Origin of the sequence: Xanthomonas sp. SHU 199 (assembly GCF_000364665.1) — a bacterium.
Lineage (GTDB): Bacteria > Pseudomonadota > Gammaproteobacteria > Xanthomonadales > Xanthomonadaceae > Xanthomonas_A > Xanthomonas_A sontii.
Genome location: NZ_AQOI01000799.1, coordinates 1 through 19,626, shown reverse-complemented (window position 1 = coordinate 19,626; position 19,626 = coordinate 1). Strand labels below are relative to the sequence as shown.

Sequence of the window (19,626 nt, the reverse complement as noted above, 5' to 3'; positions counted from 1 at the left end):
AGGACACGCCGCGGGTGGGGCACCGACGTCGGCGTGTCCACATCCGGGCGCAGCGGCACCACCACCGCCCCGCTGCGCAAGGCATGCGCGCGCAGCTGCGCGCTGCTGGCCTGCTGCGCCTGCGCCGCGGACGGCAGGTCGCCGTGCATCCGCGCGATGTCGAAATAGGCGGCCACGTGCGCCGGCGAGTGCCGCAGCCAGGCCAGGAACTCGGCCTGCCGCGCCGGCGGCAGCGCGGTCTCGCGCTGCGCCAGGTACCAGTCCGCGGCCGCTTCGGCGACGCGCTGCGGATCCTCACGCATAGCGCGCCATGCCCTGCCGGCACACCGCCAGGCCCTTGATGATGTATTTCTTGACCATGTGGCTGGAGATCTGCAGTTGCTCGGCGATTTCCTGGTAGCCCAGTTCGTCGCGGTAGCGCAGCGTCATCGCCGCGCGACACTTCGGCGGCAGCCGTGCCATCAGCTCGGCCAGGCGCTGCCGGCGCTGCGCGCGGTGCACCTGCGCATCGGCCTCGCAGGGCACCGCCAGCCGCTCCAGCACATCGTCCAGGCAGGTGTCGCGCTGGCTGTTGCGCTGGTGCAGCAGCGCGTGCTCGCGCATCAGGTTGGCGGCGATGGTGAACAGGTAGGCTTCGGGATTGGCGATCTCCGGCGCATGCGCCTCGCTGCGCTGCAGCCGCAGCCACACTTCCTGCAGCAGGTCGTCGGCATCCCAGGCCGCGGCGCGACGCTTGCGGAAATAGCGGCTCAGCGACGGCCGCCATTGCAGGAACAGCCGCGACAACGCCGGCAGGGGTTCGGAACGCACCAGCCACTCGCAATGCCGGCGCCATCGGCAGCCGGCGGATTCGGAAAGGCTGCGATGCTGGTCCTCGGCGATGACAGTCCGATGACGCACGGGTCCTGCGGGCGTAGCGGAGCGGTTGCGCCCCGGCAAGCATTCAGTTCACCGCTGACTGCCGGATTCGCGCGATCGGCGCATGCAACGCGGCCGGTCACCGCGCCTGCGCCCTCGCCATGGACGCTGCGGCCGCGCATCCCAGCGTTTCCCGTGCAGGACAGGATGTCCTCCGGACCGGCCTTCCGTTCCATCGGAGTCGCCCCATATCGTGAGGGTTGCCGCGTCCAATCTTGGGCGGCGTTCGCATGAAGGATCTCTCCATGACCGACCCCATCGTCCAGATCAAGCCGCTTGGCTTCCCTTGGGACACGATCGACCCGTTCCTGTTCTGCGTCTACCACGACGATGCCTACCCCGCCGGCAACGGTGCGATGGGGCCGGCGGCGTCCCTGCACGGCCGCGCCATCGGCCAGGACTTCAGCCGCAAGGACGGCTGGAGCATGTATCACGGCGAGGAGATTCCCGGCTTTCCTGGCCATCCGCACCGTGGCTTCGAGACCGTGACCATCGTGCGCAAGGGCCTGATCGACCATGCCGATTCGCTCGGTGCGGCGGCGCGCTTCGGCGCCGGCGACGTGCAGTGGGTGACGGCCGGCGCGGGCATCGTCCATTCGGAGATGTTCCCGCTGCTGGACACGGCGGCACCCAACCCGCTGGAGCTGTTCCAGATCTGGCTCAACCTGCCGGCGCGCAGCAAGCTGGCCGCGCCGCACTTCACCATGTTCTGGTCGGAAGACCTGCCGCGCTTCACCGCCACCGACGATGCCGGCCGCACCACCGAGGTGGCCTGCGTGGCCGGCCGCATCGGCCCGGTCGACGCCGCGCCAGGCAGCGCCGGCGGCCCGCTCGCGCCGCCACCGGATTCATGGGCCGCGCAGGACGATGCCGATGTGGCCATCTGGACGATCCGCATGGCACCCGGCGCACGCTGGACCCTGCCCGCCGCGCAAGGCCGCGGCACGCGCCGCAGCCTGTATTTCTTCAAGGGCGCAGCGGTGACGGTGGGCGGGCGCCCGGTGACCCGCCATGCGGCGATCGAGCTGCGCGCCGATCAGGCGGTCGAGTTGGTCAATGGCGACGGCGAGGCGAGCGAATTCCTGGTGCTGCAAGGCCGACCGATCGCCGAACCGGTGGCGCAACACGGTCCGTTCGTGATGAACACGCCGGCCGAGATCGCCCAGGCCATGGCCGACTATCGCCGCACCCAGTTCGGCGGCTGGCCATGGCGGGACGAGGCGCCGGTGCACGGCAGCGACCCGACCCGCTTCGCTCGACATCCCGATGGGCGTGAGGAGCGGCCGGCGTCGCGCGCGGTCGCCGCCGACGGCTAGGGCGTGTCGCCGATGCGAGAGGACGCCGCGTTCCCAGCCTCGTACACACCAATTCTGCGCGTCGCTCTGCGCCGTACCCCCACCCCAACCCCCGCTCCGCGCCCCGGCCCGCGCTTGCGGCGCGGGCGCTCCAGGGTGCGCGCGCCAGTGGCGCGCAGACCGCACCCTGTCGGCCAAACGGGAGAGGGGCTATGTGCTCAGTAGCGGGCCGAGGCCAGCGCCTGCGCGCGCTCCAGTTGCTCGGCGATGCGCTTGCGCGCCTGCTGCAGTTCCTGGCGGGTGGCGTCTTCCTTGGCCGCCGGCACCAGCTCGGCATCGATCACCGACAGCGCGTCGGAGTACTGCCGCACCATCGCCGCCGCGTAGGCGTTCATGTAGGCGGAGTCGTCCTTCTCGTCGCCCAGCGCCTGCAGCTGCGCGCGGCCCTTGGCCACCTGCGCGTCGATCTTCTCCGCATCGCCGGGGCCGCCCTTGCCGGCCGTGGCCGGGTCGGCATCGTGGTGCACGGCGATGGTCTCGCGGGCGAAATCGGCCACGGTCTTGCTGACGTTGCGCGACAGCGCCTGCTTGGACAGCGCCACCACGTTGCCCTCCAACACCTGCAGCATCGCCTTGGCCGAGGCGTCGCCGCCGATCGGTGCGCGTCCGCTTTCGCCACCCACCGGCGCGGCGGTGGGCTCCGGCGAGGTGGCCGGTGCGGTGCGCGAGGCCTGGTCGCCGGGCTTGCCGCAGCCGCTCAGCGCCACGGCGGTGAGCGCGGCAAGCAGGGTCAGGCGGACGGGATGAAGAGGTGAAGTCATGGAACGCTCCTGGTTGGTCTGCGTTCCACCATGCCCAGCCAGCGCGCAAACCTGCGTGAATCGGCGGCGGCTGGCCGTAACGCAAGGCGCGATCGCGCGCACCAGGCGCGCCCTGCAGAGTCGCACCGCGGCAGATGCTCACTGCGATCCGTGATCGCCGGCATCGCGGCCCCGATGCCGGAGCCGGCCTGGCGCGGCCGGCTCCGGCACTGCTCAGCCGCAGCAGTAGCAGACCAGCGGCTTTCCGGGCCCGCCCGGCCCCAGCTCGCCGCCGAACGGTGCGCACTCCTGCTGGCAGGCCCAGGCACTGCAGGCCGCCTCCTTCTCGATGCCGTCGCCGGCGGTCGCCTGCACCGCGCCGAAGCCCATGCTGGCCAGGAACACGGCTGCAAGCATCCCGTTGCGTAACGCTGTCCAACGCTGTTTCATGGCTTACTCCTCGATGGTTGCCAAGGCCGGCGGCGCATCCGTGCGACGCACTGCGGCCATCAGGTCCTGCATCCGCTCCGTGGTCTCGAAAACGCCGACGCGCGCATAGCGCACGCGTCCTTCGTGGTCCAGCGCCAGCAGCGTCGGCACGTTGCGCGCGCGGAACAGCATCAGTGCGCGGCGGTCGGTCAACGTGGTCACCGGAAACGTGAAGCCGTGCTCGGCGGCGTAGCGCTGCGCCTGCGCGGGGCTGCACTGGCACACGCCCAGCACCTGCACGTCGGGCTGCTGCGCGGCCAGACGCTGCGCGGTCTGCACCATCTGCGGCGCCGAGCGCTTGCAGTACGGGCAGGTGGTGGTGAAGAAGAACAGGACCTGCCGCTCGGCCGCCGGCTCACCCAGCGTCAGCGGCGCACCGTCCAACGTGGTAGCGGCAATGCGCGGCACGTACATGCCCAAATACGGCTCGGTGGTGCGGGTGACGAACCAGCGCCGTTCCTCGCGCAGACCGCGGTTCTGCCAGGCCAGCACCAGCACCAACGCGCATGCCGCCAGCACCGCCAACCAACTCCAGGGAAACCGCCGTGCCATGCCGTGTGTCCATGTCGCCGTGTTCCCTGCAGGCTGCGCAGCGGTGGCGCACAGGTCAACGCTTTGCGCGCACGCGCAGCGACTGCGTGATCAGGCTGGGGATCGAGTCACGTGCACCGTGGGCGCGCATTCCAGCGATGTGGCGCATATGTGTGCATGCAGCGCAGGCACGGGCATGCGCTGACCTTGCCGCGCGCGCGGTACGCGGCGCGAGAACAGCGGCACGAGGGATGCTTCGCGTGGTAGACGCACGGATGGCGGCACGTCAGTGAGGCCTCCCAGCGCTGTACGTCGCAGACGGGTCAGGCGGCCTACCCTGCGTTAAGCCGCGCCACGAAGTGGCGCCGGCCTGGATCGATTGTTAGGCAGCAGCCCTTGATCTGCAGTAGGAACGGTTGCCAACCTTCTTGTGTTCAAGCACGCCTTGATCTTCGAGCACCCTGGCGAGGATGGCGAACAGCCAGCCCTTCGGGCCGTACTGCCGTCCTTGCTGCGGCGTGGCGACAAAGTTGAGCTCCAGGGCGTCTTTGACGTGAACCGTGGGAACCCATCGTTCGACGTAGTCCGCCTCACAGCTGCGCACAAAGGCGATGAGCTCATCGGCAGCCGCTTGGATGTGCGCGTGAATTTTCTTCTTATGAGCCACGATAGCCTCGTTCTCCGTGCTGCCTAACACCTGAGTTAATCTACATAGCGAGACGGCATCGTCTTGGACGAATTGTTAGGGTGCACCATTGGGATACCACGCTTCCAAGCCGGTGACTGCCCAGCCGTCTCGGCCGCCAGGACCGCAGCTAGCCACCGAATAGTTGTCATAGTTAACGCTCATTTTACAGTTGAACGCTGGCTCGTTCGCGTAGCGGATCTGCAACAGATGGACTTCGTCTGGCCCGCATGCCACCGGCGTAGCCACACCGCGCACGCTCTTGCCGCCGACAACTCTGACCAACTGGTAGTGGCTTCCAACCCGCTGTACGCGCAGGGTGCCGGAGTAGAGCTTTCCGGTGCGACGCTGCTGGCCGATCACGTGGTAGTCCTCATCAACCTGAAATTTGGCAAGCTCCGGCTGAACCGGGGTGCAGAACCCGCGGACAGCCGGCGGCGGCATAGGTGGCGTACCAGTCGCCATCTGCATCAAGAGCGAAAGAATCATGTGTGTGCCCTAACGCCAGAATTGGCCAGCGCCGCGAAGCGGCTTCGACTTGGGAGTGCTATTAGGCGGCACAGCCTCTGGACCAGGACCGCCGCCTGGAGGATAGCTGCGCTCCATGATTTCCCGGTAGCCCAGACCGTGCAACGCCTTTCGACACGGTGCGAGATCTACCTGCCCGCCAAGCTGCTGCTCCACGAAGGAATCGGCATGCGCCTGACGCCTGCCCAAGCACTGCCTTGATTCGAGATAGACGATCTCCGCGAGGCTGAGCCGCAGCCGCTGTTGCGGAGAAAGAGACGCGACGAGCTCGGCATGCGAGCGCTCGAAGCGATCCGGTGAACTCCCATCGATTCTGACCACCGGCGCAGCATTCGCCGAAAGCGCGGCGAGCGCGACCCAAGTCGAACACAATGCGCGTGCAATGTTCATATGCCGCCTAGCACCTGAGTTAACCGCACCACGACGCGGGTTCGGCTTGAATGAATGGCTAGCCTCGAACCGACGCAAACACGGCTGCTATGCCAACGCATGGAGCATGCTCCACAGCACCGCCACCGAGCGCTGAGCATGCCACGGATCGCGATCGCGCGGACTATCCCGCTCGGTTCTCGTACACGCCATCAGGGCATCCCCAGCGCCGGAATCGCCAAGCGCGCGATGTCTAAGCCATCGTCGCGCTGACCTGCACCGCGGCATCGCATCGGTCTTCGACCCGCCGCGGTTTGTCACGACGCTCAGGATGCGTCCGGCTCGCCAAACGCACGCCGACAGGCCTTGTGGTCGAACTGCAGGGCGGCACGCATGCGCTGCTCGGTGAGGGGGCGCACGACCCAACTCACCTCCAGTTCGCCACCACGCGACATCACTGTGGGAATCGCCAGGAACCAGCTTGCGCCGGGGCCGCGGCACTACCAGAACGCATCGCCTTGATTGACGACTGGGCTATCCGGCAAGAGCGACAACTGCTGCGTCGCGCGGATGAACTGTTGCGCCTTCTTCACCACCTGCAGATCCGCACCGCACAAGGCGACGTCGTCGCTGGTGAAGGACAGCTGACGAAACGACGCCATCAGCAGGGCGTCCATGCGGCGCTTGTTGTACCGATGGAGGCATACAGCCAGCAGCGCCGCGATCGCGGCGAACAGATAGAAGACCGCGTTCGCCATCACTCGCCCTCAGTCACCCGACTATCAGGACCGCTGCGCAGCGAAACATGCATCCGCTGGTCGCGCCGGCCATTGTCCGCACGCGACAAGGGACGCGAACGCACTCGCTGTGGGAAGAGACGCACCACGGCATATCGGCAAATGGTGGTCACGGCACCTACGCCAACGCCGCACTGATCTGCGCCGCGGCATCGCACACCGCGCGCATCGCCGCCTGTGCGTCGATCGGTTGCGGGCGGCGTTCGATGAAGGGCACGGTCAGGGTGTAGCGGGCGACGCCGTGCTGCAGGATCGGCGCGGTGAGATCGATCACGCCGACCACCGCCTCGCTGGGATGGATGCTGTAGCCCAGCGCGTGCACCTCCTGCGCCGCGGCCAGGAACGCGGCGCGGTCGTAGGCCACCTCGCTGGCATCCAGACGCTGCAGCAACTGCGCCTGCGCGTCGGCCGGCTGGAACGCGAACAGCACCAGGCCGGAGGTGGAATGCGCGAACGGGCGGCGGTGGCCGGGACGCACCACCAGACCGAGGTCGCTGGGCACGTCCATCTGCGCGATGACCACGATCTGGTCGTCCGACGGCGCCACCAGGTGGCAGGGCTGGCGAATCGCGTCGGCCAGCGCGCGCATCACCGGCAGCGCCACCTCGGTGACGTTCTGCACCCGCGGCTGCTGCATGCCAAGCATGAACAGGCGATTGGTCAGCGTGTAGCCGCCCTCGCCCGCGGTGCGGGTCAGGTAGCCGCGCTCTTCCAGCACCTGCAGCATGCGGAAGATCTCGCCGCGCGAGCGGCCGATGCCCTGCGAGATCTCGCCCATGCTCATCGGCCGCCCGTCGCGCGCCAGCAGCTCCAGGATGTCCAGCCCCTTGTCCAGGGCGGGCGCGCGGTACTTGGGCAAGGGGGTGGTCATTCCGTCGAGGGCCCGGCAGCAGGTGAAGAGGACTAGGGTACAGGGACGCCGCGCCGGGCCGCACCATGGTGGCCTGCGCTGCAGGGATCGGCGCCGATCGCCTCATGCACATATGAACTCAAATTTTATATTTGCATGGCACTCGCCGGCGCAGTACGCTCCGCCGACAAACCGAACGCGACGCGGCACACCTTGGGAGGGGTAGGCGGCAATGCACTACAGCAGCGAATCCGCCACACCGGCGTCCGCCAGTCTCACCCGGACCGCGCTTGCGCCGTTGGTCCTGATCGTCAGCCTGTTCTTCCTCTGGGGCATGGCGAACAACCTCAACGACATCCTGATCAAGCAGTTCAAGAAGGCCTTCGAGCTGACTGACCTGCAGGCCGGGCTGGTGCAGAGCGCGTTCTACCTGGGCTACTTCGTGTTCGCGATCCCGGCGGCGATGTTCATGCGCCGCTACAGCTACAAGACCGCGGTGGTGCTGGGCCTGCTGCTGTACGCGGTCGGCGCGTTCCTGTTCTACCCCGCCGCGCAGGTGCACACCTACTGGCTGTTCCTGCTGGCGCTGTTCGTCATCGCCAGCGGCCTGGCCTTTCTGGAAACCACCGCCAACCCGCTGGTCACCGTGCTCGGCCCGGCCGAGGGCGCAGCGCGGCGGCTGAACCTGGCGCAGGCGTTCAATCCGCTGGGCTCGATCACCGGCATCCTTGTCGGCCAGCACTTCATCCTCTCCGGCGTAGAGCACACGCCGCAGGAGCTGGCGGCGATGGCGCCGGCCGCGCGCGAGGCCTTCTTCGCCACCGAGTCGCTGGCGGTGCAGACGCCGTACCTGATCATCGGTGCGGTGGTGCTGCTGTGGGCGCTGCTGATCGGGCTGACCCGCTTCCCCGCCACCCGCACCGGTGGCGAGGGCGCGCGCGCAGGCGGCTTCGGCCAGTTGCGGCGCAATGGCCGCTTCGTGTTCGCGGTGATCGCGCAGTTCTTCTACGTCGGCGCGCAGGTCGGCATCTGGAGCTACCTGATCCGCTACCTGCAGGACGGCGTGCCCGGCACCCCGGAGAAGACCGCCGCCGATTTCCTCACCCTGTCGCTGGTGCTGTTCATGGCCGGCCGCTTCATCGGCACCGCGCTGCTGCGCTTCCTGGCGCCGGCACGGCTGCTGGGCGTGTTCGCCCTGCTCAACCTGCTGCTGTGCGCGGTGGCGGTGGCGCTGCCGGGCTGGATCGGCCTGTATGCGCTGGTCGCCAGCAGCCTGTTCATGTCGGTGATGTTCCCGACCATCTTCGCCCTGGGCCTGGACGGACTGGACGACGACGCGCGCAAGCTGGGCGCGTCGCTGATCGTCATGGCGATCATCGGCGGTGCCGCGTTGACCGCGGTGATGGGCGCGGTGTCCGACCACGCCGGCATCCACTGGGCGCTGGCGGTGCCCGCGATCGGCTTCGCGGTGATCCTCGGCTTCGCGCTGCATGCGGCGCGAAACCGCGTGGCGCCCCTTCCCTCTGCCCGCGGAGCCTGAACCATGCCGCGCCATTGCTACCTGCTGGACCTGCACGACGACCCGGCGCTGATCGCCGAATACGAACGCTGGCACCGTCCCGACACCGTGTGGCCGGAGATCGTCGCCTCGCTGCGCGCCGCCGGCATCCGCGAGCTGGACATCCACCGCTGCGGCGACCGCCTGGTGATGCTGATGGAGGTGGACGAGGACTATTCGCCCGCCGCCAAGGCCGCTGCCGACGCCGCCGATCCGCGCGTGCAGGCGTGGGAGGAGTTGATGTGGCGCTTCCAGAAACCCCTACCCGGTTCGGCGCCCGGCGAGAAATGGCGCGAAGCGCTGCAGATCTTTTCGTTGCAGGCGGCGCTGGCCGCGCAGGAGCGCAACGGCACGGGCTGAGGTATTGCGTGGGCGTATGCGTGTGTTGGAAGGCGGGTGCCGAGCGCGCGCGAGACCGGTTGGTTTACCGCTTCGCTCGTCGCGGCTGAAGCCGCTTCTACGGTTGCAGAGAATGCGGCAGGTGCGGTTGCAGAGGTCGCGGCAGGCGCGGCGGATGCTGTGCGACGTTGTGGGAGGGACTTCAGTCCCGACCGCTGCCGAAGCTGGTGCGTGCACAGGTTCGTGCGTCGCGACTGAAGTCGCTCCCACAGCGAGCGATCCAGCACCGCTGCCGCCGCCGTCGCAGGAGCGGCTTCAGCCGCGACAGATGCACTGGCAACCACCGCAACCGGCGCGCTTCCTTCGGCGGAAGCGCACCAAGGTCGCTGGCGTCAGCCGCCCTGCGCGGCCAGATCCGCGCTCCAGAACGGGCCGTCTGGATACAGGAACTGGGTGACCGAGGCGGCATGCATCTCGGCCGAGAAGCCCGGCGTGGTCGGCGCCAGATAGCGGCCGTGGACGATCCGCACCGGATCGACGAAGTGCTGGTGCAGGTGGTCGACGAACTCGATCGCGCGGTCTTCCATCTTGCCGGTGATGGCGACGAAATCGGCCATCGCCAGGTGTTGCACCAGTTCGCACAGGCCCACGCCGCCGGCATGCGGGAACACGCGCACGCCGAACTTGGCCGCCAGCAGCAGGATTGCCAGGTTCTCGTTGACGCCGCCCACGCGCGCTGCGTCGATCTGGATCAGGTCCACCGCGCCGGCCTGCAGCAACTGCTTGAACACCACCCGGTTCTGGGTGTGCTCGCCGGTGGACACCGGCACCGGAGCGATGCCGCGGCGGATCGCGGCGTGGCCGAGCACGTCGTCGGGGCTGGTCGGCTCCTCGATCCAGGCGATGTCGAATTCGGCGAGCTGGCGCATCCAGGCGATCGCCGGGCCCACGTCCCAGCGCTGGTTGGCGTCCACCGCCATGGCGACGTCCGGGCCGATCGCGGCGCGCGCCAGGCGGCAGCGGCGGATGTCGTCCTCCACGTTGGCGCCGACCTTGAGCTTGATGGTGCGGAAGCCATCGGCCACCGCTTCCTTGGCCAGGCGCACCAGCTTCTCGTCGGAATAGCCGAGCCAGCCGGGCGAGGTGGTGTAGGCCGGATAGCCCTGTTCGAGCAGGGTCTGGATACGCTCGTCGCGCAGCGGTTCGGCATCGCGCAACATGGCCAGCGCCTCGTCCGGGGTCAGCGCGTCGCTGAGGTAGCGGAAGTCGATCGCGGCCACCAGTTGCTCCGGCGACAACTCGGCGATGAAGCGCCACAGCGGCTTGCCGGCGCGACGCGCGGCCATGTCCCAGGCGGCGTTGACCACGGCGCCGATGGCCATGTGCATCACGCCTTTCTCCGGGCCCAGCCAGCGCAGCTGCGAGTCGTCGGTGAGGCTGCGCGCGAACCCGCCCAGGTCGCCGATCACCGTCTCCACGTCGCGGCCGACCACGTGATGCGCCAGCGCCGCCACCGCCGCGCTCTGCACGTCGTTGCCGCGACCGATGGTGAAGGCCAGGCCGTAGCCGGCGAGGCCGTCGTCGGCATCGGTACGCAGGCGCAGATAGGCGGCCGAATAATCCGGATCCGGATTCATCGCATCGGAACCGTCCAGTTCGCGCGAGGTGGGGAAACGGACGTCGAAGGTCTCGAGCGCGACGATTTTGCTCATGGGGATCCTGGTCGGTGAGGCGGTGGGAAAGTCAAAAAAGCGGTGAAGTAGCCCCTCTCCTCCCGGGAGAGGGGTTGGGGTGAGGGTGCGTCAGTGCATGGCTGTCGCCGCCCTCGTGAAACAAGAACGAAGTAGCAGCACGCGGATGTGGCGCTCGCGCGGAAGCGAAAGCCACGTGCAATGCGAGGTGGCTTCGCCCCGTACCCTCACCCCAACCCCTCTCCCGAGGGGAGAGGGGCTTTGCATCTCGCGGCGTTACTTATTGCGCGTCGCGCGGATGCGCGACCACGGCCTGGCGTTGCTCGCCCAGGCCTTCGATGCCCAGCCGCATCACGTCGCCCGGCTTCAGGTACACCTGCGGCTTCTGCCCAAGGCCCACGCCCGGCGGCGTGCCGGTGCTGATCACGTCGCCCGGCAACAGCGTCATGTAGCGGCTGATGTGGCTGACCAGCTCGGCCACGCCGAACACCATCGTGCGGGTGCTGCCGTTCTGGTAGCGATGGCCGTTGACCTCCAGCCACATCGACAGGTTCTGCGGGTCCGCCACCTCGTCGGCGGTGACCAGCCAAGGGCCGATCGGGCCGAAGCCGTCGCAGCTCTTGCCCTTCACCCATTGCCCGCCGTGCTCGAGCTGGAACGCGCGCTCGGACAGGTCGTTGATCACCGCATAGCCGGCGACATGCGACAGCGCCTCGTCCACCGACACATCGCGCGCGGTATCGCCGATCACCACGCCCAGCTCCACTTCCCAGTCGGTCTTGAGCGAACCGCGCGGAATGGTCACGGTGTCGTTGGGGCCGCTGATCGCGCTGGTGGCCTTCATGAACAGCACCGGCATCTCCGGCACCGCCATGCCCGACTCGGCGGCATGGTCGGCGTAGTTCAGCCCGACGCAGATGAACTTGCCGACGCGGCCGACGGCGGCGCCGTAGCGCACCTCGCCGTCCACCTGCGGCAGCGTGGTCGGATCGAGCGCGCGCAGCCGGGCCAGGCCGGCGGCGGTGAGATGCTCGCCGGCGACGTCGTCGATCACCGCCGAAAGATCGCGCAAGTGGCCGTCGGCATCGAGCAGGGCCGGGCGTTCGTGGCCGGGTTCGCCGTAACGCAGCAGTTTCATGGGAAGTCCTCTGTCAGGAAGGGGAAGGCGCGGTCAGTTCGACCAGCCGCCGTCGATGATGTGGGTCTGGCCGGTGGTGAACGAGGAGTCGTCCGAGGCCAGGTACACCACCAGCTGCGCGATCTCGCGCGGGTCGCCCAGGCGGCCCATCGGCTGGCGGTCGGTGAAGCTCTTCCACACCGCCTGCTCGTCGCCACCCAGCGCCTTGACCCGCTCGCCCAGCGACGGCGTCTTGATCGTGCCGGGGCAGATCGCGTTGCAGCGGATGCCCTTGGCCACGTAGTCGGCGGCGATGGCCTTGCTCAGGCCGATCACTGCCGCCTTGGTCACGCCGTAGGCGAAGCGGTTGGGCACGCCCTTGATGCTGGACGCCACCGAGGACATGTTGACGATGCTGCCGCGGCCCTGCGCGAGCATGCCCGGCAGCACCGCCTGGCACAGGTAGTACATCGCATCGACGTTGATCGCGAACGAGCGCTTCCAGGCCGGCGTGTCGCAGTCGAGGATGCTGCCCTGGTGCACGTAGCCGGCGCAGTTGAACAGCACGTCGAAGGTCGGCTGCGCCGCCACCAGCGCCTGAATCGCGGCGGCATCGGTGACGTCCAGGGTCTGCGTGACGATGCCATCGGCCTCGGCGGCCAGCGCCTGCAGCGCGGCGGCGTCGATGTCGGTGGCCAGCACCTGCGCGCCTTCGCGGGCGCAGGCCAGTGCGCTCTCGCGGCCGATGCCGGCGCCGGCGGCGGTGATCAGGCAGCGCTTGCCTTGCAGACGGCCGCTCATGCGCGGCTCCCGGAAACGAACGCGAACGTGGTCATGGGGCGGGACTCCAGGTGGGGGAGGAAGCAATCGGATCGGACAGGCGATAGACGCGCCGCGCAGTGCCGGCGAACACCGCCTCGGCGTCATCGACGGCGTGCTGCGCGACCCAGGCCTGCGCCAGCGCCATCCACGCGGCGTAGTCGGCACGCTGGGTCAGCACCGGCCAGTCGCTGCCCCACAGCAGCCGCTGCGCGCCGAAGCAGGCGAACAGGTGCGCCACGTGGGGGGCAAGCGCAGGATCGTCGATGGCGGCGCCGGCCGGCAGTTCGGTGAGCAGGCCGGACAGCTTGCACACCACGTTGGGGTGCTGCGCCAGTTGCGCCACGCCGTCGGCCCAGGCCTGGAAACCGGCACCGCCGATGGACGGCTTGGCGGCGTGGTCCAGCACCACGCGCAAGTGAGGGTGGCGCTGCAGCCGTGCCAGCAGCGCCGGCAGGTGCAGCGGACGCACCAGTGCGTCGAACGCCAGGTCGTGCTGCAGCAGCGCGTCGAACGCCGCATCCAGCTGCGGCCGCGCCAGCCACTGCGGATCGGCCAGGTCCTGCACCATCGGTCGCAGCCCCTTGAGCAGGCCGGCGCTTTCGGCGCACAGCGCGGCGATGCGCGCGGCAACGTCGGCGGCCTCGAAATCGACCCAGCCGACCACGCCGACGATGCGCGGCTCGGTCCGCGCCAACTGCAGCAGATAGCGGGTTTCCGCCTCGCTCTGCGCTGCCTGCACCGCCACCAGCGCGGTCACGCCCTGCGCGTCGAGCGTTGCAGTCAGGTCCTCGGGCAGGTAATCGCGGTACAGCACGCCCAGCTCCGGGGTCAGCCAGGCATAATCGCCACGCGCCAGGCGCCAGAAATGCACATGGGCGTCGATGACCTTCACGGCGTCGGCACCGGCGCGCGCAGCAGGTCGTCGTCGCGCAGTTGTTGCCACAGCGCCGCGGGAATCGCCGCGCGCAGGCGCGTGGCGGCGCTGGCCACTTCCACCGGCGTGCGCATGCCGGCGACCACCGCACTCACCGCCGGATGGGCGAGCGGGAACTGCAGCGCCGCCGCGCCCACGTCCACGCCGTGCGCGGCGCAGGCCGCGAACAGGCGCTGCGCGTGCTGCAGCGTGGCCGGATCCACCGGTGCGTAGTTGTAGGTGTCGCCCGGCCCGCGCGCATCGCTCAGCAGGCCGGAACTGTACGGCCCGGCCACCAGGATGCCGATCTGCCGCTGCAGCGCCTGTGCCATGATCCGCTGCGCGGCGTGCTGTTCGAGCAGCGTGTAGCGGCCGGCCAGCATCACGCAGTCGAGCGGGAACAGCGGCATCAGTTCCACCGCCACGTCTTCCTCGTTGACGCCGATGCCGATCGCCCGGCACGCGCCCTGCGCCTTCAGCGCGGCCATCGTCGGCAGAGCCTCGTCCAGCGCCTGTCGCAGCATCGCCGGATGGCGCTCGCCGTGGGTCAGGCGGCCGATGTCGTGCAGCAGCAGCACGTCGATGTGATCGGTGCCGAGCCGCTGCAGGCTGCTGTCGAACGCACGCAGCACGCCGTCGCGGCTGTAGTCGAATTCGGCGCGGCGCCCGGCCACGGCGAAGCCCTCGCGTCCCGGCGCGGCCGCAGCATCGTCGTAGACGCAGCGCCCGACCTTGGTCGAGAGCGTGTAGCTGGCGCGCGGCAGCCCGCGCAGGCCCTGCCCCAGGCGTTGCTCGCTCAACCCGTAGCCGTAGTACGGCGCGGTGTCGAAATGGCGGATGCCGGCGGCATAGGCATCGGCCACCGCGGCCAGCGCCACCGCATCGTCCACCTCGGCGTACAGATTGCCGATCGGCGCGGCGCCGAAGCCCAGGGTGGACAGCTGCACGCCACTGCGGCCCAGCGCGCGCGGCGCCAGGGCGGCGTCGGCGGCGACAGCGCTCAGCGCCATGCGTGCACGCCCAGCATGACGGCCACAGCGGATCGCCCACGGACGCGCGAGGGACGGGAATTGCTGGGGTCACGCATGGCACGCCTCTGCCCGGGATCGGGCGCGATGAAGGAAGGCCGCAGCATGCACGCCCGGGACGGCGATGGCACGGCGACTTGTTCGCATATGAATATAGCAATCACAAGTGAACAATCAACCTGCAGCGCAGCAATTCCGCTCGGCGTCCGGCCGAGCCAGCCGGCGCATGGCGTGGCCGACGTTCGCCCGATGGCACTCGGTGCGCCGCTGGATTCCCCACCGTCGGTGGCAGCGCATGCCACCGGGCACCCCGAGGACAGTGGGATGGCGCGAGGACGTGATCGACAGGTCCCTTCGCGCCGTGCGCGCCTGGCTGCCTCGCTCGGGTCGGTGGACTCAGCGCGCAGCGAAGGCCAGGCGGGTCGCCTTGCGGTCGAACTGCAGCGCCACGCGCATGCGCCCCTCGGTCATCGGCCGCACGATCCAATGCACCTGCGCCTCGCCGAAGCCCGACGTCACCACCGGAATGGCCAGGAACCAGCTCGGTCCCGGCCCGACGCAGTACCAGAACGCATCGGCGGTCTGCAGCGCGGCACCCGGTGCGATCGAATACACATGGCTGTAGCTGCCCTCGATGGTCTGCTTGGATCGCTTGACCACAGTGAGGTCGCTGCCACGCAACGGCCCGTGCTCGCCCGGAAATGCCTGCTCGCGGAACGAAGCCTCCAGCAGGTCCGTCACCTGGTTGCGCCCCATGCGATACAGCGCGCCGATCGACAGGGCGGCGCTGCCGAGGAAGACGACCGTGATCACGCCCGCGACCACATAGGGCAGCCACGTCATGCGTCGCCGCCCACGGCCGCGCAGGCGCCGCGCGCGCCTGTCTGCGCCAGACGCGACTGCGTGCAGGCACCGGTACCCAGCACCAGCGCCCGCAGCGCGTCCGGCCGCTGCAGCAACGGCAGCGGCGTGTGCGGCTGCAAGGCCGCCGGCAAGGTGTAGCCCCAGGCCACGCCGGCGAAGGCGATGCCGGCCTGGCGCGCGGCCTCGGCATCGCGGATCTCGTCGCCCACGCACAGCGCCCGCGCGGCGGGAACGCCGCAGGCACGCAGGCTGGCGCGCAACTTGCGGCGCTTGCCCAGCACCGCCGCGCCGCAGCGCACGTAGCGAAACTGCGCGAGCAGCGCGGGGCCGAGCACCCGCTCGACGTTGGCGTGGCTGTTGGACGTGACCAGGGCCAGGTGCACGCCGGCCTGCGCCAGCTGCGCGAGCAACTCGGCGACGCCGTCGAACAGCGCGATGCGCTCGATCTGCGCACTCATCAGCGCGCGCATGCGTTGCGCCACCGCCGGCACCCGCCACCAGCGCAGGCCGCTGCGCGCCATCAGCTCGCGCGCGCTCAGGCTGCGGATCTCGTCCAGCCGCGCCACGTCGAAACGGCGGAAGCCGAATTCGTCGGCGACGCCGTTGATGGTCGCCAGGAACCAGGGAAACGAATCGGCCAGGGTGCCGTCGAAATCGAAGATGACCAGATCGTAGCGGTGCATGCGGCGCCAGCATGCCGGAGCGTCGGAGTCCGCGCCAGCGGCGGGCGTGCCAATCGCGATGGCAAGGCGCATGCATCGGCCCGTCTTTCATCCGTCCTTGGCATGCGCTTCACCCGCACGCGCTGCCATGGCGCGCACGCTGGAACGCCATCGCACGGAGAGGCTCATGCACATGCAATCCCCCAATCCCGGCCAGGACCCGCAGCAGCCACCGAACGAGGTGCCGGGCCAGGTGCCGAATCCGGGCGTGGATCCGACCCCGGACCGCCCGATCGATCCGATCCCCGACCAGCCGACCGATCCGACCATCCCGCCGATCCAGGACCCGGTCGGCGACGTCGACGCCCCGGTGCCGGGTCCGCGCGGGCCGACGCAGTACGTCTGAATCCTTCGCCGTTGCCAGGAGTGCGCGCCGGCTCGGCCGCAGCGGCGCTTGAACGACGGCGAACGGCGTTTCGCGAGAGCGCCCGGCGCGGCGGAAGCCGCTCGCACAGGGAAGGGGCAGGACACCCTGTGGGAAAGGCACCCTTGTGGGAGGGACTTCAGTCCCGACGACGGAAGGTGTCCGTCGGCTTTCGGTTTCGCTTGTCGCGGCGGCATCACCGCTGACGCCTACCAGATTCGGTGCGGCGGCTGGCGACTGCCGCCTTCGGCAGTCGCAGCGACGAACAACGCCTCGGCCCACAGATGCAAAGGAGCAGACGCAGCCCCCGACTGCACTGCGCGACCACCTCAGCGAATCCGGAACCCCATCGTCGCCTCCACTGCCTGCTGCCAGCCGGCGTACAGCGCTTCGCGGCGTTCGGCCGGCATGTCCGGCTCGAAACGGCGGTCGACTGCCCATTGCTGGGCGATCTCGTCGCGATTCTTCCAGAAGCCAGTCGCCAGGCCGGCCAGGTAGGCCGCACCCAGCGCAGTGGTCTCGGCCACCTCCGGGCGCAGCACCGGCACGTCCAGGATGTCGCTCTGGAACTGCGCCATGAAGTCGTTGGCGATGGCGCCGCCGTCGGCGCGCAGTTCCTTCAGTTCGATGCCCGAATCGACCTGCATCGCGGTCAGCACGTCGCGCGTCTGGTAGGCCATCGATTCGATGGCGGCGCGGATGAAATGTTCCTTGGTGGTGCCGCGGGTCAGGCCGAACACCGCGCCGCGTATGTCGCTGCGCCAGTAGGGCGCGCCCAGGCCGACGAAGGCCGGCACGAAGTACACGCCGTCGTTGTCGCCGGCGCGCTCGGCGTAGGCCTGCGAGTCGCTGGCCTTGCCGAGCATGCGCAGGCCGTCGCGCAGCCACTGCACCACCGAACCGGCGACGAAGATCGCGCCTTCCAGCGCGTACTCGACCTTGCCGTCCACGCCCCAGGCGATGGTGGTGAGCAGGCCGTTCTTCGACGCCACCGCCTTCTCGCCGGTGTTCATCAGCATGAAACAGCCGGTGCCATAGGTGTTCTTGGCCATGCCCGGCTCGAAGCAGGCCTGGCCGAACAGTGCGGCCTGCTGGTCGCCGGCGATGCCCGCGATCGGCACCGCATGCCCGTAAAAATACTGGCCCTGGGTGTTGCCGTAGATCTCGCTGGACGAGCGCACCTCCGGCAGCATCGAGGTGGGGATGTCGAGCAGTTGCAGCAGTTCCTCGTCCCAGCGCAACTCATGGATGTTGTACAGCAGCGTGCGCGAGGCGTTGGTGTAGTCGGTGACGTGGACCTTGCCGCCGGTGAGGTTCCAGATCAGCCAGCTGTCGATGGTGCCGAAGGCCAGCTCGCCGCGCTGCGCGCGTTCGCGTGCACCTTCGACGTGATCGAGGATCCACTTGACCTTGGTGCCGGAGAAGTACGCATCGATCAGCAGGCCGGTCTTGGCCCGCACCATGTCCTCGTGGCCGTCGGCCTTGAGCTGGTCGCAGATGTCCTTGGTCTGCCGCGACTGCCAGACGATGGCGTTGTAGATCGGCTGGCCGGTGGCCCGGTCCCACACCACCGCGGTCTCGCGCTGGTTGGTGATGCCGATGCCGGCGATCGCGCTGGCATCCACCTGATGGTTGTTGAGCAGTTCGGTGATCGTGGTGTAGACGCTGGTCATGATCTCGCGCGGGTTGTGCTCGACCCAGCCCGGCTGCGGGAAGATCTGCGAGAACTCGCGCTGCGCCATGCCGACGATGCGGCCCTGGCGGTCGAACAGGATCGCGCGCGAACTGGTGGTGCCCTGGTCGATGGCCAGGATGAACTGCTTTTCCATCGGAGACTCCTGCAGGATGCACGCCGCGCGCACGGGCGCGGCGCCAACGGGGAATGGGGACGCGCGCGCAGCGCGCGGAAACGAACGCGCTGCCGGTGCGCTAGCCGCGGCGCGCGGCGGCCTGTTCTTCTTCCAGCGCTTTCACCCGCGCCGGCAGGAACGGATAGATCAGCCACTGGTAGGCGGCACCGCCGATCACGCCGCCGATCAGCGGGCCGACGATCGGGATCCACCAGTAGTTGTCGGCCGACGGCAGCGCCGAGGAGCCCCAGCCGGCGACGTAGGCGAACAGGCGCGGGCCGAAGTCGCGGGCCGGATTGATCGCCCAGGCTTCCAGATAGCCCATCGAGGCGCCGATGGTCGCCACCAGCAGGCCGATGATCAGCGCACCGGAGTTGGCGGTGGGCGCGGCCTCGTTGTAGCGCTCGGTGATGGCGAAGATGCCGAAGATCAGGAACGCGGTCAGGATCACCTGGTCGCGCAGCGCGTGCATCGGCGTGATCGCCAGGCCGGGCGCGGTGAAGAATACCCCGGCCGCGCCGCCGCCGGCGCGGGTGAGATGCTGGGCCTGGTTGTAGTGGTCGATCACTGGCGCGAACAGCAGGTAGACGATCCACGCGCCGAGAAACGCACCGATCACCTGGGCCACCCAGTACGGCAGCACCTTGGGCCAGGGAAACCCGCGGTACAGCGCCAGCGCCAGGGTCACCGCCGGATTGGCGTGAGTGCCGGACACCGAGCCGGTGACGTAGATGGCGATGGTCACCGCCAGGCCCCAGGCGATGCACACGCCCCAGTAGGCGTGCTGGTACGGGCTGGGGTCGTAGAGCACGTACATGCACGCCACCGAGCAGCCGAAGGCGATGATGATCAGCATCGCGATCGCCTCGGAAATCAGTTCGCCCATCAGTTGCCGGCTCATGCCCATGCCTCCCGGCCTGCTGTCGTTGCCGCTGTCGATCCACCCATGCCTGCCACCCTCCACGGTTGCGTCCAGGTTCGTGCGCCACGGCGGGGGCCGGGCGCAGCGCGATTGTGCACGTGCCGCCGCGGCCCGAACCGGGCCGGCGGCAGCGTTTTGGTCACGCCGGTGCCGCGGCCAGCGTGGCCGGCGCCT

The 19,626-nt window shown here is 69.1% G+C and carries 23 protein-coding genes; 4 read left to right on the top strand and 19 right to left on the bottom strand.

What is annotated here, in order from left to right; translation table 11 throughout:
* Both D183_RS25620 and D183_RS0121820 read right to left on the bottom strand, forming a co-directional pair.
* Nucleotides 1–302 (bottom strand): FecR/PupR family sigma factor regulator (locus tag D183_RS25620; protein ID WP_039729326.1); only part of this gene is annotated, 302 nt, incomplete at its 3' end.
* Nucleotides 295–810, bottom strand: a complete 516-nt coding sequence (locus D183_RS0121820; protein ID WP_026143698.1) for an RNA polymerase sigma factor — start codon at nt 808–810, stop codon at nt 295–297. The genes D183_RS25620 and D183_RS0121820, both read right to left, overlap by 8 nt.
* Nucleotides 811–1,163: 353 nt before the next feature.
* Here D183_RS0121820 and D183_RS0121815 point away from each other — a divergent pair, with 353 nt between their 5' ends.
* Nucleotides 1,164–2,234: a pirin family protein gene (locus D183_RS0121815; RefSeq protein ID WP_232757336.1), complete on the top strand. Its 1,071-nt coding sequence runs from the start codon at nt 1,164–1,166 to the stop codon at nt 2,232–2,234.
* Between the two features lie 197 nt (nt 2,235–2,431).
* Here the strand turns inward: D183_RS0121815 and D183_RS0121810 are convergent, their stop codons facing one another.
* From D183_RS0121810 to D183_RS0121780, 8 genes are all read right to left on the bottom strand, one after another.
* A complete protein-coding gene (locus tag D183_RS0121810; protein WP_026144746.1) occupies nt 2,432–3,034 on the bottom strand; it encodes a DUF4142 domain-containing protein in 603 nt (200 codons plus the stop codon).
* Nucleotides 3,035–3,247: 213 nt separating this feature from the next.
* Entirely contained in the window at nt 3,248–3,463 is a 216-nt protein-coding gene (locus tag D183_RS0121805; RefSeq protein WP_026143700.1) for a hypothetical protein, read from the bottom strand.
* 3 nt (nt 3,464–3,466) lie between these two features.
* Complete coding sequence (locus tag D183_RS0121800; protein WP_017910865.1) at nt 3,467–4,027, bottom strand: peroxiredoxin family protein; 561 nt, start codon at nt 4,025–4,027, stop codon at nt 3,467–3,469.
* Between the two features lie 388 nt (nt 4,028–4,415).
* A complete protein-coding gene (locus D183_RS0121795; RefSeq protein ID WP_157835242.1) occupies nt 4,416–4,700 on the bottom strand; it encodes a hypothetical protein in 285 nt (94 codons plus the stop codon).
* Nucleotides 4,701–4,775: 75 nt separating this feature from the next.
* Nucleotides 4,776–5,207, bottom strand: coding sequence for a hypothetical protein (locus D183_RS27635; RefSeq protein WP_157835241.1), 432 nt, complete (start codon nt 5,205–5,207; stop codon nt 4,776–4,778).
* A gap of 9 nt (nt 5,208–5,216) precedes the next feature.
* The gene (locus D183_RS27630) at nt 5,217–5,636 is read right to left on the bottom strand and encodes a hypothetical protein (protein ID WP_157835240.1); all 420 of its coding nucleotides are present in this window, start codon (nt 5,634–5,636) and stop codon (nt 5,217–5,219) included.
* A 479-nt stretch (nt 5,637–6,115) separates the two neighbouring features.
* Nucleotides 6,116–6,373 (bottom strand): hypothetical protein, encoded by a 258-nt coding sequence (locus tag D183_RS0121785; RefSeq protein WP_017910862.1) that lies wholly within the window; start codon nt 6,371–6,373, stop codon nt 6,116–6,118.
* Between the two features lie 157 nt (nt 6,374–6,530).
* On the bottom strand, nt 6,531–7,283 hold the full coding sequence (locus tag D183_RS0121780) for an IclR family transcriptional regulator (RefSeq protein WP_017910861.1): 753 nt from the start codon (nt 7,281–7,283) through the stop codon (nt 6,531–6,533).
* Nucleotides 7,284–7,494: 211 nt separating this feature from the next.
* Between D183_RS0121780 and fucP the strand changes: the two genes are divergently transcribed.
* Both fucP and D183_RS0121770 read left to right on the top strand, forming a co-directional pair.
* A complete protein-coding gene (gene fucP, locus D183_RS0121775; protein ID WP_017910860.1) occupies nt 7,495–8,802 on the top strand; it encodes an L-fucose:H+ symporter permease in 1,308 nt (435 codons plus the stop codon).
* A gap of 3 nt (nt 8,803–8,805) precedes the next feature.
* A complete protein-coding gene (locus tag D183_RS0121770) occupies nt 8,806–9,180 on the top strand; it encodes an L-rhamnose mutarotase (RefSeq protein WP_017910859.1) in 375 nt (124 codons plus the stop codon).
* Nucleotides 9,181–9,551: 371 nt separating this feature from the next.
* Here the strand turns inward: D183_RS0121770 and D183_RS0121765 are convergent, their stop codons facing one another.
* From D183_RS0121765 to D183_RS0121735, 7 genes are all read right to left on the bottom strand, one after another.
* Nucleotides 9,552–10,871: an L-fuconate dehydratase gene (locus D183_RS0121765; protein WP_017910858.1), complete on the bottom strand. Its 1,320-nt coding sequence runs from the start codon at nt 10,869–10,871 to the stop codon at nt 9,552–9,554.
* Nucleotides 10,872–11,130: 259 nt separating this feature from the next.
* Nucleotides 11,131–11,988, bottom strand: a complete 858-nt coding sequence (locus tag D183_RS0121760) for a fumarylacetoacetate hydrolase family protein (protein WP_017910857.1) — start codon at nt 11,986–11,988, stop codon at nt 11,131–11,133.
* A 33-nt stretch (nt 11,989–12,021) separates the two neighbouring features.
* Nucleotides 12,022–12,768 (bottom strand): SDR family oxidoreductase, encoded by a 747-nt coding sequence (locus D183_RS0121755; protein WP_017910856.1) that lies wholly within the window; start codon nt 12,766–12,768, stop codon nt 12,022–12,024.
* Nucleotides 12,769–12,799: 31 nt separating this feature from the next.
* On the bottom strand, nt 12,800–13,681 hold the full coding sequence (locus tag D183_RS0121750) for an amidohydrolase family protein (protein ID WP_017910855.1): 882 nt from the start codon (nt 13,679–13,681) through the stop codon (nt 12,800–12,802).
* Nucleotides 13,678–14,712, bottom strand: a complete 1,035-nt coding sequence (locus tag D183_RS0121745) for an aldo/keto reductase (RefSeq protein WP_017910854.1) — start codon at nt 14,710–14,712, stop codon at nt 13,678–13,680. Before D183_RS0121745 ends, D183_RS0121750 begins: the two co-directional genes overlap by 4 nt.
* A 414-nt stretch (nt 14,713–15,126) precedes the next feature.
* Nucleotides 15,127–15,573 (bottom strand): hypothetical protein, encoded by a 447-nt coding sequence (locus D183_RS0121740; protein ID WP_017910853.1) that lies wholly within the window; start codon nt 15,571–15,573, stop codon nt 15,127–15,129.
* A complete protein-coding gene (locus D183_RS0121735; RefSeq protein ID WP_017910852.1) occupies nt 15,570–16,277 on the bottom strand; it encodes an HAD-IA family hydrolase in 708 nt (235 codons plus the stop codon). The genes D183_RS0121740 and D183_RS0121735 overlap by 4 nt, the downstream gene beginning before the upstream one ends.
* A gap of 166 nt (nt 16,278–16,443) precedes the next feature.
* Between D183_RS0121735 and D183_RS0121730 the strand changes: the two genes are divergently transcribed.
* Nucleotides 16,444–16,662 carry a hypothetical protein gene (locus D183_RS0121730; protein WP_026144744.1) on the top strand — a complete coding sequence of 73 codons (219 nt, stop codon included), beginning with the start codon at nt 16,444–16,446 and terminating at the stop codon, nt 16,660–16,662.
* A gap of 347 nt (nt 16,663–17,009) precedes the next feature.
* Here D183_RS0121730 and glpK read toward each other — a convergent pair whose 3' ends face one another.
* Together glpK and D183_RS0121720 are read right to left on the bottom strand one after the other, a co-directional pair.
* Nucleotides 17,010–18,509, bottom strand: coding sequence for a glycerol kinase GlpK (glpK, locus tag D183_RS0121725; protein ID WP_017910850.1), 1,500 nt, complete (start codon nt 18,507–18,509; stop codon nt 17,010–17,012).
* 100 nt (nt 18,510–18,609) lie between these two features.
* Nucleotides 18,610–19,431, bottom strand: a complete 822-nt coding sequence (locus tag D183_RS0121720; RefSeq protein WP_026144743.1) for an MIP/aquaporin family protein — start codon at nt 19,429–19,431, stop codon at nt 18,610–18,612.
* Between the last annotated feature and the right edge of the window lie 195 nt (nt 19,432–19,626).